The organism is Micromonospora sp. NPDC049048, assembly GCF_043197615.1.
Taxonomy (GTDB): domain Bacteria; phylum Actinomycetota; class Actinomycetes; order Mycobacteriales; family Micromonosporaceae; genus Micromonospora.
Window position 1 is genome coordinate 490,840 of sequence record NZ_JBICTM010000004.1, and the last position, 14,568, is coordinate 505,407.

Sequence of the window (14,568 nt, forward strand, 5' to 3'; positions counted from 1 at the left end):
GTCACGAGTCGGAGCCTTCCAGGGCCATCCGGACCAGGCCGGCGACGTCGAGTTCGCTGATCTGGGTCTCGGGCGCGGGCGACGTGGCCGGGGCGGCGGACGCCACGGCCGGCGTACCGGCGCTCGTGCGGGCCAGCTGGAGCAGCTGGTCGAGCAGGCCCGCCGCCCGCAGCTCGTCGAGCGGGATCGCGGCGAGGGCCCGGCGGACCGACTCCTCGTCGCCGTCGTCGCCGGCCACGCCGTCCGCGAAGAGCTCCTCGTACAGGTGGTCGGCGAGGCCGGCCGGGGTCGGGTAGTCGAAGACGACCGTGGTGGGCAGGTCGTGCCCGGTCGCCGCGGTGAGCAGGTTGCGCAGCTCCACGGCGGTGAGCGAGTCGAAGCCGAGGTCCAGGAAGCCCCGGTCGGTCTCGATCACGTCGGCGGAGGGGTGGCCGAGCACCTTGGCCGCGTCGACCCGCACCATCTCCAGCAGCGCGGCCCGCCGCTCGTCGGCGGGCAGCGCCCGCATCCCGGCGAGCAGGTCCCGGGCGACGGGCGCGGACGACGCGTCCGGCACCTCGGCGGGGGCGGCGGACAGCTCGCGTACGGCCGGCAGGTCGGCCAGCAGCGGGCTGGGCCGCAGCGAGGTGAACAGCGGCTGGAAGGTGGCCCAGTCGACGTCGGCGACGGTGACGCAGGTGTCGCCGGCGGCCAGGGCGTGCCGCAGCCCGGCCATCGCCACGCCGGGCGGCATCACCCGCAGGCCGCGGCGACGCAGCTGCTCCGCCGCCCCCTCGGTGTACATGCCCGACTCGGTCCACGGTCCCCAGGCGACGGAGGTGGCCGCCAGCCCCCGGCCACGTCGCCGCTCCGCGAGGGCGTCCAGGTAGGCGTTGCCGGCCGCGTACGCGCCCTGCCCGCCACTGCCCCACACCGCCGCGATGGACGAGAAGAGCACGAACGCGTCCAGCTCGGCGTCGTCGAGCAGTTCGTCGAGGTGTTCGGCGCCGGACAGCTTCGGAGCGATGACGTACGCCAGGTCCTCCAGGGTCGTGTCGGCCAGCGGCACCACCTCGCTGACCCCGGCGGCGTGCACCACCGCGCGCAGCGGCGGTCCCTCCCGCCGGAGGTCGGCCAGGAGTTCGGCCACCGCGCTCCGGTCGGCGGCGTCGCACCGGGCGACCCGGCAGTCCACGCCGAGGCCGGTCAGCTCGGCGAGCAGCTCGGCGGCGCCCGGGGTGTCGGTGCCCCGGCGGCTGGTCAGCACCACCCGTTCCGCGCCCTCGGCGGCCACCCAGCGGGCCACGTGCCCGCCGAGCGCGCCGGTGCCTCCGGTGATCAGCACCGTGCCCCGGGGCTGCCACGGCGTGGGCTCCCCGGCGGTGGTGGCCGGGACGAGCCGCCGTACCAGCACCCCGGACGCGCGGACGGCGAGCTGGTCCTCCACACCGCCGCCGGTGAGGATGCCGCCGAGCCGCATCGCCGTCCAGGGCTCGAGGTCGGTGGGCAGGTCGACCAGCCCGGCCCAGCGGGCGGGCTGCTCCAGCGCGGCCACCCGGCCCAGGCCCCACAGCATCGCCTGCCGGGGGTTGGCCGGGACGTCGTCGTCGCCGACGCCCACGGCGCCCTGGGTGACGCACCAGAGCCGGGCCGGCGCGTCGAGGTCGACGAGCTGCTGGAGCAGGTGCACGGTCGCGGCGAGGCCACGCGGCAGCGCCGGATGCTCGGCGTGCGGGGCGTCGTCCAGGCCCAGGAAGGAGAGGATCGACAGCGGTCCGTCGCCCGCGCCGAGCGCCTCGGTGAGCACGTCGGCGAACCCTCCGCACAGCTCGTCGGGGTCGGCGGCGGTGTCCACCGGCACGATGGTCACCTCGGTGCCCAGGGCCCAGGTGCAGGAGTGCAGGTCGGGGTCGTCGGCCCGGTCGGCGGGCAGCAGGACCAGCCAGCGGCCGGGATCCTGCTCCTGCGCGGCGTCCGCCATGGGTTCCCAGACCGCCCGGTACCGGGTGCCGTCCACCAGGGCCCGCTCCCGGCCGCGCCGGCGCCACGCCGACAGGGCGGGCAGGACGGTGCCGAACGGCTGGTCGCGGTGCACGTCGAGGTCGCGGGCCAGCGACTCGAGGTCCTCGGCCTCGACCGCCGCCCAGAAGCGGCGCTCGACCTCGGTGTCCTCGTCGGAGGCCACGAGGGTGGCCCAGGGCGGCGGCTCCGGCCAGTAGCGCTGCCGGTCGAACGTGTAGGTGGGCAGTTCGACCCGCTGGGCGCCGGTGCCGGCGTAGAGGGCCGACCAGTCCGGGGAGACGCCGTGGGTGTGCAGCGCGGCGAGCGCCCGCAGCAGGGTGGTCGGCTCGGGACGGTCCCGGCGCAGGACGGGGACCACCAGTGGGGTCCGGCCGCCGGTCGGGGCGCCCTCGGCCAGCACGGCCTGGGTGAGGGCGGTGAGCACCCCGTCCGGGCCGATCTCGACGTAGCCGGTGACGTTGCGTTCCCGCAGCGCCGCGACGGCGTCGGCGAAGCGTACGGCCTCGCGGGCGTGACGCACCCAGTACTCCGGCGTGCCGATCTCCGCCACGTCGACCGGCGCGCCGGTGACGGTGGAGATCATCGGGATGGTCGGGGCCGCGTACCGCAGCCGTCCGGCGACGGCGGCGAGGTCGTCGAGCACCGGGTCCATCAGCGGGCTGTGGAACGCGTGGCTGACCGTGAGACGCCGGATCCGGACGCCCCGGGCGGTCCACTCGGCGGCCAGCTCCTTGACGGCGTCGCCGGCCCCGGACACCACGACGGCGGCGGGACCGTTGACGGCGGCGACGGAGACCCGGTCGGCGCGGTCACCGAGCGCGGCGGTCACCTCGGCCTCGGTGGCGGCGATGGCGAGCATCGCCCCGCCGGCTGGCAGCGCCTGCATCAGCCGGCCCCGGGCGGCGACCAGCTCGGCGGCGTCGGCCAGGGAGAGCACGCCGGCGGCGTGGGCGGCGGCGAACTCGCCGATCGAGTGCCCGGCGACGGCGTCGGGGCGGACCCCCCACGCCTCGAACAGCCGGAACAGCGCCACCTCCACCGCGAACAGCGCCGGCTGGGTGAACTCGGTGCGGTCCAGCGCCCCGGCCTCGGGGGTGTCCGGCTCGGCGAAGAGCAGCGGCTTGAGCGGGCGGGGCAGGTGCGCGTCGAGGGCGGCGCAGGCCTCGTCGAGGGCGGCGGCGAAGACCGGGAACGCCTCGGCCAGCTCGCGTCCCATCCCGGCCCGCTGGGCCCCCTGGCCCGAGAAGAGGTACGCCACCTTCGGCCGGGGCGCGGCCACGCCGGTGACCAGCAGCGGCGAGTCCTCGCCGGCGCCGAGGGCGCGCAGCCCGGCGCCCAGCGCGATCCGGTCGGTGGCCAGCACGACGGCCCGGTGCTCCAGCGTGGCCCGGGAGACCGCCGACGACCAGCCGACGTCGACCGTACGCGGGGCCTCCAGCCCGGTGAGCTGCTCGGACCAGCGCTGCGCCTGGGCGCCCAGCGCGGACGCCGTACGACCCGACAGCAGCACCGGCACCACCGGCAGCCGGGCCGGGTCCCCCGTCGGCTGCTCGACCTCGGCCGGCTCCGGGGCCTGCTCCAGGATGGTGTGCGCGTTGGTGCCGCTGATCCCGAACGAGGAGACGGCGGCGCGGCGCGGATGGTCGGTGACCGGCCACGGGCGGCCCTCGCCGAGCAGCTCGACCGCGCCGACGCTCCAGTCCACCTGGTCGGTCGGCTCGTCGACGTGCAGGGTCTGCGGCAGGTAGCCGTGCCGCAGCGCCAGCACCATCTTGATGATCCCGGCGACGCCGGCGGCGGCCTGGGTGTGGCCGATGTTGGACTTGATCGAGCCGAGCCAGAGCGGCTGCTCGGCGGGCCGTTCCCGGCCGTACGTGGCGAGCAGCGCCTGGGCCTCGATCGGGTCGCCGAGCTTCGTGCCGGTGCCGTGCGCCTCGACGGCGTCCACGTCGGCCGGGGTGAGGCCGGCGTTGGCGAGCGCCTGCCGGATCACCCGCTGCTGCGACGGCCCGTTCGGGGCGGTGAGGCCGTTGGAGGCGCCGTCCTGGTTGACGGCGCTGCCGCGGATGACCGCGAGCACGGGGTGGCCGTTGCGGCGGGCGTCGGAGAGCCGCTCGACGAGCAGCAGGCCGAGGCCCTCGCCCCAGCTGGTGCCGTCGGCGGCGGAGGCGAACGCCTTGACCCGGCTGTCGGGGGCGAGCCCCCGCTGCCGGCTGAAGCCGACGAACACCCCGGGGGTGGACATGACGGTGACGCCGCCGACGAGAGCCAGCGAGCACTCCGAGCGACGCAGCGCCTGGCAGGCCCAGTGCAGCGCGACCAGCGACGACGAGCAGGCGGTGTCCACCGAGACGGCGGGGCCCTCCAGCCCGAGGGTGTACGACACCCGACCGGAGAGGACGCTGCCGGCGTTGCCGGTCATCAGGTGCCCCTCGGCGCCCTCGGCGCTGAACATCAGGTTGCGGTAGTCCTGGTAGTTGGTGCCGACGAAGACGCCGGTGGCGCTGCCGCGCAGCGTGTGCGGGTCGATGCCGGCCCGCTCGATCGCCTCCCAGGACGCCTCCAGCAGCAGCCGCTGCTGCGGGTCCATGGCCAGGGCCTCGCGGGGGCTGATGCCGAAGAAGCCGGCGTCGAAGTCGGCGGCGCCGGTGACGAAGCCGCCCTCGCGGGCGTAGCTGGTGCCCTCCTTCTCCGGGTCGGAGTCGAAGAGCCGGTCCAGGTCCCAGCCCCGGTCGGTGGGGAACTCGCCGATGGCGTCGCCGCCGGCGGCGAGGAGCTGCCACAGCTGCTCCGGGGTGTCCGCCCCGCCGGGCAGGCGGCAGCTCATCGCCACGATGGCGATCGGGTCGTCGTCCTCGGCCGCGGCGGCCGGGGCGGGGGCGGCCACGTCGGGGGCGATCCCGGTGAGCAGTTCGTCGAGGTGCGCGGCGAGCACCGTCGGGTTCGGGTAGTCGAAGGCGAGCGTCGCGGGCAGCCGCAGGTCGGTGGCGGCGGCCAGGAAGTTGCGCATGTCGACGGCCGTCAGCGAGTCCAGGCCGAGGTCGCGGAAGGGCTGGGTGGCCGGGATGTCGTCGGCGGCCCCGTAGCCGAGCGCGGTCGCCGCGCACTGCCGCACCAGCTCCAGCAGCGTCGCGGCGCGCTCCGCCGGGGCGAGCCCGGCGAGCCGCCGGGCCAGGGCCGACGGTACGTCCGTCTCCTCCTCGGCGGTCTCCTGCGGGGCGGGCTGCGTCGCCTCGTGCGCCTCGGCGAGGTCGGCGAGCAGCGGGCTGGGCCGCACCAGGGTGAACGCGGGGGCGAAGCGGGCCCAGTCGATGTCGGCGATGACGGTGGTGGTCTCGGCGCGCCGCAGCGCCCGGGCGAGGGCCTCGACGGCCAGCTCCGGGTCCATGCCGATCATGCCGCCCCGGCGCAGCCGCTCCTGGGCGCGTTCGTTGTCGGCGGGCAGGCCGGCACCGCGCCAGGCGCCCCAGGCCACCGAGAGGGCGGGCAGTCCCTCGGCCCGGCGTCGCTCGGCGAGGGCGTCGAGGAAGGCGTTGGCGGCCCCGTACGCGCCCTGCCCGGCGTTGCCGGTGGTGCCGGCGACCGAGGAGAAGAGCACGAACGCGTCCAGGTCGAGGTCCCGGGTCAGCTCGTCCAGGTGCAGCGCGGCGGCGCACTTGGGCGCGGCGACGGTGTGCAGGCGCTGCGCCGTGGCGGTGTCGACGATCCCGTCGTCGAGGACGGCGGCGGTGTGCAGCACGGCGGTCACCGGGGCGTCGCCGGGGACGGCGGCGAGCAGGTCGGCCACCTGCGCCCGGTCGGCGACGTCGCAGCGGGCCACGGTGACCCGTACGCCGAGGTCGGTCAGCTCCGCCTCCAGTTCGGCGGCCCCCGGGGCGTCCGGGCCACGCCGGCTGGCCAGCAGGACGTGCGCGGCGCCGGAGCGGGCCGCCCAGCGGGCCAGGTGCCCGCCCAGCCCGCCGGTGCCACCGGTGATCAGCACGGTGCCGCGCGTCCGCCAGGTGTCGTCCGCGTCGCCGGAGCCGGTCGGCTCGGGTTCGGTGATCCGGGCGAGCCGGCGCACGAAGACCCCGGAGTCGCGGATGGCGAGCTGGTCCTCGCCCCGGCCGGACTGGTCCGCGCCGTCGTCGTCGCCGAAGGGGTCCTCGTCGCCGCTGGCGCCGAGGGCCGCGCAGAGCAGCGCGCCGGCCTGCGCGTCGAGGACGTCCGGCAGGTCGAGCAGGCCGCCCCAGCGGGCGGGGTGTTCCAGGGCGACGGCGCGGCCGAGCCCCCAGACGGAGGCGGCGACGGGGCGCGGCGCCGGGTCGTCGGCACAGGCCGCGACGGCTCCCCGGGTGGCGCACCACAGCGGCGCCTCGACGCCGAGCAGCCCGAGCGCCTGCACCAGCAGGGCGGTGCCCGAGGCGGCCAGCGAGGTCGCGGGGTGCTCCGGGTGCGCGCGTTCGTCCAGGCCCAGCAGCGAGAGCACGGCGACGGGTCCGTCGGGGCCGACGAGCGCGGCGCCCAACTGTTCGGCCAGCGCCGCCGGGTCGTCGGTGACGTCCAGCCGCACGGGTACGACGTCCGCGCCGAAGTTGCCGAGAGCCGACAGCACGTCGATGACCAGCGGGTCGTCGCCCAACGCCGCGGGCACCGGCACCAGCCAGGTGCCGGCGAGCCAGGTCAGCGGCAGGTCGGGCACGGCCTGCCAGGTGACCCGGTAGCGCCACCGGTCGATGTCCGGCGCGGCGTCGGGCGCGGCGAGGAAGAGCGGCGGCGCGGGCCAGTACCGGTGGTGGTCGAAGGCGTACGTGGGCAGGTCGACGGTGGCCGCGGCGGGCAGGACCTTCGCCAGGTCGACGGGCAGGCCGATGGCGTGCGCGGTGGCGAGGTTGGTCAGCAGTCGGATCGCGTCGTCGTCGTCGCGGCGCAGGCTGCCCAGGGTGTGGCCGGTGACGCCGGTGTCGTCGAGGATGGCCGTGACCGGCATCGTCAGCACCGGGTGCGGGCTGATCTCGACGAACGTGGTGTGCCCGGCGGCGACCGCCACCCGCACGGCCCCGTCGAAGAGCACGGTCTGCCGCAGGTTGTCGTACCAGTAGTCCGCGCCCATGGTGAGCGGGTCGGCCCACTGTCCGGTCAGGGTGGAGACCAGGCGGGTGTGGCCGGCCTGCGGAGCGACGTCGGCGAGGTCGGCCCGCAGCTGCTCGGCGACCTCCTGCACGGCCGGCGAGTGGGACGCGTAGTCCACGGGGATCAGCCGCGCCCGGACCCCCTCGGCCTGGCAGGCGGCCACGAGGTCGGCGACGTGCTGCGGCGGGCCGGACACCACGACGGTGGACGGACCGTTGACCGCCGCGACACCGACACCCGGGAACGCCGGCAGGCGCTCGCCGACCGCGTCGGCCGACAGGTCGATCGACGCCATCGTCCCCGTACCGCGCAGCACCGCCAGGGCACGCGACCGCAGCGCCACGGTCCGCGCGGCGTCCTCGAGGCTGAGGATCCCGGCGACGCACGCCGCGCCGATCTCGCCCTGCGAGTGGCCGATCACCGCGGTCGGCACGACACCGGCGTGCTGCCAGACGGCCGCGAGGGCGATGCCGACGGCCCACAGCACGGGCTGCACGACCTCGACCCGCTCCAACCACGACTCGTCGTCCCCGGTGAGCACCGATACGAGGTCCACGTCCAGGTACGGCGCCAGGGCCCGCTGGCACTCCGCCAACTTCGCGTCGAACACCGGCGTACGGCCGACGAGCCCGGCGGCCATCCGCGCCGACTGCGCGCCCTGACCGGGGAACACGAACACCGGACCCGCGCCGGGGCTCGACGCCACACCGGTGACCACGTTTCCGGCCGGCAGGCCGGCAGCGACCGCGTCCAGCCCGGCCAGCAGTTCGGCGGTGCTCGACCCGACGACGGCGGCGCGGTGGTCGAACGTCGACCGGGTGGTCGCCAGGGACCAGCCCACCGCCGCCGCGTCGATCTCGCCGCGCCCGCGCAGGAAGGCCGCGAGCCGGGCCGCCTGGCCGGCGAGGGCGCCCTTCGACCGGGCCGACACCGGCCAGAGCAGCGCGGCGGCGGCGACCAGGCCGGGGGCGGAGCCGATCGGGCGCGCCTCGGCCGGCTCCGCCGGCTGCTCGATGATCACGTGGGCGTTGGTGCCGGAGATGCCGAACGAGGAGACGGCGCCCCGCCGTACCCGGCCCGTCTCGGGCCACGGGCGTGCCTCGGTGGCCAGTTCCACCGCGCCGGCCGTCCAGTCGATGTGCGGGGACGGCGCGTCGACGTGCAGCGTCGCCGGGACGAGGCCGTGCCGGATGGCGAGCACCAACTTGATCACGCCGGCCACGCCGGCGGCGGCCTGGGCGTGGCCGATGTTCGACTTCACCGAGCCGAGCAGCAGCGGCGGGGCGTCGCCCCGGTCCTGCCCGTACGTGGCGATGAGTGCCTGCGCCTCGATCGGGTCGCCCAGCTTGGTGCCGGTGCCGTGCGCCTCCACGACGTCGACGTCGGCGGTGGCGAGCCGGGCGGAGGCGAGGGCCTGGCTGATGACCCGCTGCTGCGCGGGCCCGTTGGGCGCGGTCAGCCCGTTCGACGCGCCGTCCTGGTTGACGGCGGTGCCGCGTACCACCGCGAGGACGTGGTGGCCGTTGCGGCGGGCGTCGGACAGCCGCTCGACCAGCAGCCAACCGACGCCCTCGGAGAACCCGGCGCCGTCGGCGCTGGCGGCGAACGACCGGCACCGCCCGTCCGTGGAGAGGGCGCGTTGCCGGCTGGATCCGATGTAGAGGCCCGGGGTGGCCATCACGGTCACCCCGCCGGCCAGCGCCAGGTCGCACTCCCCCGCCCGCAGCGCCTGCACGGCGAGGTGCAGCGCCACCAGCGACGACGAGCAGGCCGTGTCGATGGAGACGGCCGGCCCTTCGAGCCCGAGGGCGTACGACACCCGGCCCGACGCGACGGCCGCCGCGCCCCCGGTCATCGAGTGCCCCTCGTCGCCGTCGGGCGACATCATCAGCAGGGTGCCGTAGTCCTGCCCGTTGGTGCCGACGAACACCCCGGTCCGGCTGCCGCGCAGCGAGGCCGGGTCGATGCCGGCGGCCTCGACCGCCTCCCAGGACGTCTCCAGCAGCAGCCGCTGCTGGGGGTCCATGGTCAGCGCCTCGCGGGGCGAGATGCCGAAGAAGGCGGAGTCGAAGTCCCCGGCCCCGTCGACGAACCCGCCCTCCCGGGCGTACGACGTGCCCGGGTGGTCGGGGTCGGGGTGGTAGAGGCGCTCCAGGTCCCAGCCCCGGTCGTCGGGGAAGGGAGCGACGGCGTCCCGGCCCTCCCGCAACAGCTCCCACAGGTCGTCGGGGTTGCGCACCCCGCCCGGCAACCGGCAGCTCATCGCCACGATCGCCACCGGCTCCAGTTCCTGGGACTGGGCCTCGCTGAGTCGGCGGCGGGTGTCGTGGAGATCAGCCATGACCCGCTTGAGGTAATCGCGGAGCTTGTCTTCATTGGCCATCGGAGTGCCGCTTCCTCGAAAAGAGACGGGAGAGAGCTGGAGCTGAGGGGGTCAGGAGATGCCGAGGTCCTTGTCCACCATCGCGAACAGTTCGTCGTCGGTGGCGTCGTCGAGGTGCCGGCCGATGTCGGCGCCACCGCTGTCCTGGCCGAGCCGGGAGAGCATGGCCTGCAGGCGTACGGTGGCGCGCACCCGGGCCGCCTCGTCCCGTGCGACCACGTCGAGGCTGTCGGCGATCCGGTCCAGATCGTCGAGGAGCGCGTTCGGGGTGACCACGTCGTCGTGGGCGACCTCGGCGAAGAGGTACTCCGCCAGGGTCGTCGGCGTCGGGTAGTCGAAGACCAGGGTGACCGGGAGGGCCACGCCGGTGGCCGAGCCGAGTCGGTTGCGCAGCTCGACGGCGGTGACGGAGTCGAAGCCGAGCTCCCGGAACGCCCGGTGCTCGTCCACCGACTCGGCGGACGGGTAGTTGAGCACGGCGGCGACCTGGCCGCGGACCAGGCCGAGCAGCACGGCGAGCCGGTCGGCGGCGGGCAGCCCGGCGAGCCGCTCCTGCAACGAGTCCGGGCCGGCGCCGGTCTCGACGCTGGCCACCGCCTCGGCGGTGGCGAGCCGGCGGACGTCCGGCAGGTCGCTGATCAGCGGTCCGGGCCGGGTGGCGGTGAAGGCGACGGAGAACCGTTCCCAGGCGATGTCGGCGATGGTGAGGAACGCCTCGCCGTGGTCCACGGCCTGGTGCAGCGCGGTGATCGCCGCCTCGGGGGTCATCTCGGGTACGCCGTGGCGGTGCAGCAGCTCGCCGAGCGGCCCCTCGGCCATGCCGCCGCCGGCCCACGCCCCCCAGGCGATGGAGGTGGCGGTCAGGCCGAGGCCCCGCCGGTGCTGGGCGAGCGCGTCGAGGAACGCGTTGCTCGGGGCGTAGTTGCCGACGCCGGAGCTGGCCACGCTGCCCGCGAACGACGAGAACATGATGAACGCGGACAGCTCGTGGTCGAGCGTCAGCTCGTGCAGGTTGTACGCGACGTCGACCTTGGCCTGGAGCACCCGCTCGATCTGCTCCGGCCGGATGTCGTTGATCATCGCGTCGTCGAGTACGGCGGAGGCGTGCACGACCGCGGTGAGCGGGTACTCGGCGGGGATCTGGTCGATCAGCTCCGCCAGGGCGTCCCGGTCGGAGGCGTCGCACTCGACCACGGTGGCCTGGGCGCCCAGCTCGGTGAGGTCGTCGACGAGCTGCTGCGCGCCCGGCGCGGTCATGCCCCGCCGGCTGACGACGACGATGTTCTCCACGCCGCTGCGGGCCAGCCAGCGGGCGGCGTGCCCGCCGAGCGCGCCGGTGCCGCCGGTGACCAGCGCCGTGCCGTACGGCTGCCACGGGTTGGCGGGCTGGCTGTCGCCGAGCGGGACGCGGGTGAGCCGGCGGGCGAGCAGGCCACCGGGGCGTACCGCGATCTGGTCCTCCTCGCCGGCGGTGGTGAGGGCCGCGACCAGCAGGTCGGCGCAGCGGTCCTCGACGGCCTCGGGCAGGTCCACGAGGCCACCCCAGCGCTGCGGGTGCTCCAGCGCGGCGACCCGGCCGAAGCCCCAGACCAGCGACTGCACCGGGGAGCGCAGCAGGTCGGCCATGCCGACGGACGCGGCGCCGGAGGTGACGCTCCACATCGGCGCGCGCAGGCCGATGTCGCCGAGGGCCTGGAAGAGCGCGACGGTGGCGGCGAAGCCGCCGGGCACGGAGGGGTACAGCGGGTGGGCCAGCTCGTCGAAGGCGAGCAGCGAGACCACGCCCGTCACCTCGGCGGCGGTGTCGCCGCCCGACGCGGCGGCGAGCGCCTCCTGGATCAGCTTGCCGAACTGGTCGCGGTCGACGTCGGGGGTGGACACGGCCACCGGCACGAGCGTCGCGCCGGCCGCCGCGAACGCCTCGACGCAGGCGTCCTGCCAGGGCTCGATGATGTCGCCGGTCGGCATGACCACGACCCAGGTGCCGTTCATGCCCCGGTTGGCGACGCCGGTCAGCGGCTTCCAGGTGTCCTGGTAGCGCCAGCTGTCGATGTCGGCCTGCCGGCGCCGCTGCCGGCGCCAGGAGGTGAGCATCGGCAGGGCCGGCAGCAGCGCGTCGAGGACCTCGTGCGCCGGGGTGTCCTCGGTGGCGATGGTCTCGGCGAGGGCGGTGACGTCCCCGCGCTCCACGGCGGCCCAGAAGCTCGCGTCGCCGGGGTCGCCGCCCGCGCCCGCCAGCAGGCTCTCCAGGTCGGGGCCGCCGCTGCCGTCGAGCCAGAACCGCTGGTGGTCGAAGGCGTACGTGGGCAGCGGCGCGACCTCGGTCTCGGCGAGGACGTCGGCGAGGTCGACGGGCAGGCCGATGGCGTACGCGGTGGCGAGGTTGGCCAGCAGCCGCGTCGCGTCGTCGTCGCCCCGGCGCAGGCTGCCCAGGGTGTGCCCGGTGACGCCGGTGTCGTCGAGGATGGCCGTGACCGGCATCGTCAGCACCGGGTGCGGGCTGATCTCGACGAACGTGGTGTGCCCGGCGGCGACCGCCACCCGTACGGCGGCGTCGAACTGCACGGTCCGCCGCAGGTTGTCGTACCAGTAGTCCGCGGTCATCGCGGTCGGGTCGACCCAGTCACCGGTCAGCGTGGAGACCAGCCGGGTGTGGCCGGCCTGCGGGGCGACGTCGGCCAGGTCCGCGCGGAGTTGTTCGGCCACCTGCTGCACGGCCTCGGAGTGGGAGGCGTAGTCCACCGGGATGAGCCGGGCGCGCAGGCCCTCGGCCTGACAGGCGGCCACGAGGTCGGCCACGGGCTGCGGCGGGCCGGACACCACGACGGTGGACGGGCCGTTGACCGCCGCGACACCGACACCCGGGAAGGCGGGCAGGCGCTCGGCCACCGCGTCGGCCGACAGGTCCACCGACGCCATCGTCCCCGTCCCGCGCAGCACCGTCAGCGCCCGCGACCGCAACGCCACCGCCTTCGCCGCGTCGTCCAGGCTGAGGATCCCGGCGACACAGGCCGCGCCGATCTCGCCCTGCGAGTGGCCGATCACCGCGTCCGGGACGACGCCCGCCGCGCGCCACACGGCCGCCAGGGCGATGCCGACGGCCCACAGCACGGGCTGCACGACCTCGACCCGCTCCAGCCACGACTCGTCGTCCCCGGTCAACACCGACACGAGGTCCACGTCCAGGTACGGCGCCAGGGCCCGCTGGCACTCCGCCAACTTCGCGTCGAACACCGGCGTACGGCCGACGAGCCCGGCAGCCATCCGCGCCGACTGCGCACCCTGACCGGGAAACACGAAGACGGGGCCGGTGCCGGCGCTGGTGACCGTGCCGCTCACGAGGTTACCGGCCGGCTGGCCGGTGGCGAGGGCGTCCAGCCCGGCGAGGAGCTCGGCGGTGCTCGACCCGACGACGGCGGCGCGGTGGTCGAACGTCGACCGGGTGGTCGCCAGGGACCAGCCCACCGCCGCCGCGTCGATCCCGCCGCGCTCACGCAGGAAGGCCGCGAGCCGGGCCGCCTGGCCCGCGAGGGCGGACCTCGACCGGGCCGACACCGGCCAGAGGGTCACGTCCGAGGCGACCAGGCCGGGCCGGCGCGCGGGCTCGACGGCGGTGGCCCCGCCGGTCTGCTCGCCGTCGACGGTCGCCGGGTCGGCGACGCGCGGACGGTACTCCTCCAGGATCACGTGGGCGTTGGTGCCGCTGACCCCGAAGGAGGAGACGCCGCCGCGGCGGGGGCGGTCCAGCTCCGGCCACGGCTTGGACTCGGTAAGCAGGGAGACCGCTCCGGCCGACCAGTCCACGTGCGGGGAGGGCTCGTCGATGTGCAGGGTCTCCGGCATGACGCCGTTGCGCAGCGCCATCACCATCTTGACCAGCCCGGCGACGCCGGCGGCGCTCTGGGTGTGGCCGATGTTCGACTTCACCGAGCCCAGCCACAGCGGCCGGTCGGCCGGCCGGTCCTGCCCGTACGTGGCGATGAGCGCCTGCGCCTCGATGGGGTCGCCGAGGGTGGTGCCGGTGCCGTGCGCCTCGACCATGTCGACGTCGGCGGTGCCGAGCCGGGCGTTGGCGAGGGCCTGGCGGATGACGCGCTGCTGGGAGGGGCCGTTCGGGGCGGTGAGCCCGTTGGACGCGCCGTCCTGGTTGAGGGCGCTGCCCCGGATCACGGCGAGGATCGGGTGGCCGTTGCGTTCGGCGTCGGCCAGCCGCTCCACGACGAGCACGCCGCCGCCCTCGCCCCAGCCGGTGCCGTCCGCGCCGGCCGCGAAGGCCCTGCACCGGCCGTCGACGGACATGCCGCGCTGCCGGGAGAAGACGACGAACACGCCGGGGGTGACCATCACGGTGACGCCGCCGGCGATGGCCAGATCGCACTCGCCGCGGCGCAGCGCGTTCACGGCGAGGTGCAGGGCCACCAGCGAGGAGGAGCAGGCGGTGTCGACGCTGACGGCGGGACCGTTGAGGCCGAGGGTGAACGAGATCCGGCCCGACGCGACGCTCGTGGTGTTGCCGGTGCCGATGTACATGTCGACGCCCTCGGGCACGTTCGGCAGACCCATGCCGTAGTTCGAGGTGCTCAGCCCGACGAAGACACCCGTGGAGCTGCCGCGCAGCGACAGCGGGTCGATGCCGGCCCGCTCGATGGCCTCCCAGGACGTCTCCAGCAGCAGCCGCTGCTGCGGGTCCATGGCGAGGGCCTCACGCGGCGAGATCCCGAACAGGGACGGGTCGAAGTCACCGGCGGCGTCGAGGAACCCGCCGATGCGCGTGTAGCTCTTGCCCGGCTTGTTCGGGTCCGGGTCGTAGAGCGCCTCCAGGTCCCAACCCCGGTCGTCCGGAAACTCGGTGAGCGCGTCCCGGCCGTCGGCGACAAGCTCCCACAGGTCCTCCGGCGACCGCACGCCACCCGGAAAGCGGCAGCTCATCGAGACGATGGCCAGGGGCTCCTGGTCGCGCGCCTCGACAGTCTGCAGCTTGCGCTTGGTGTCGTGCAGGTCGGCGGTCACCCGCTTCAGGAAGTACCGCAGCTTGTCGTCGCTCATCGGGTGGCCCCTGCCTCGATCCGAAG

2 protein-coding genes are annotated in these 14,568 nt (G+C 75.6%); both read right to left on the reverse strand.

What is annotated here, in order from left to right; translation table 11 throughout:
* Position 1 precedes the first annotated feature (1 nt).
* Positions 2-9,496 carry a type I polyketide synthase gene (locus ACGFIG_RS16900; RefSeq protein ID WP_393003738.1) on the reverse strand — a complete coding sequence of 3,165 codons (9,495 nt, stop codon included), beginning with the start codon at positions 9,494-9,496 and terminating at the stop codon, positions 2-4.
* A 51-nt stretch (positions 9,497-9,547) separates the two neighbouring features.
* Positions 9,548-14,542, reverse strand: a complete 4,995-nt coding sequence (locus ACGFIG_RS16905) for a type I polyketide synthase (RefSeq protein ID WP_393003740.1) — start codon at positions 14,540-14,542, stop codon at positions 9,548-9,550.
* Between the last annotated feature and the right edge of the window lie 26 nt (positions 14,543-14,568).

Coding starts and splice junctions, on each gene's coding strand:
- ACGFIG_RS16900 (WP_393003738.1), bottom strand. CDS start 9,496: ATGGCCAATGAAGACAAGCTCCGCGATTACCTCAAGCGGGTCATGGCT.
- ACGFIG_RS16905 (WP_393003740.1), bottom strand. CDS start 14,542: ATGAGCGACGACAAGCTGCGGTACTTCCTGAAGCGGGTGACCGCCGAC.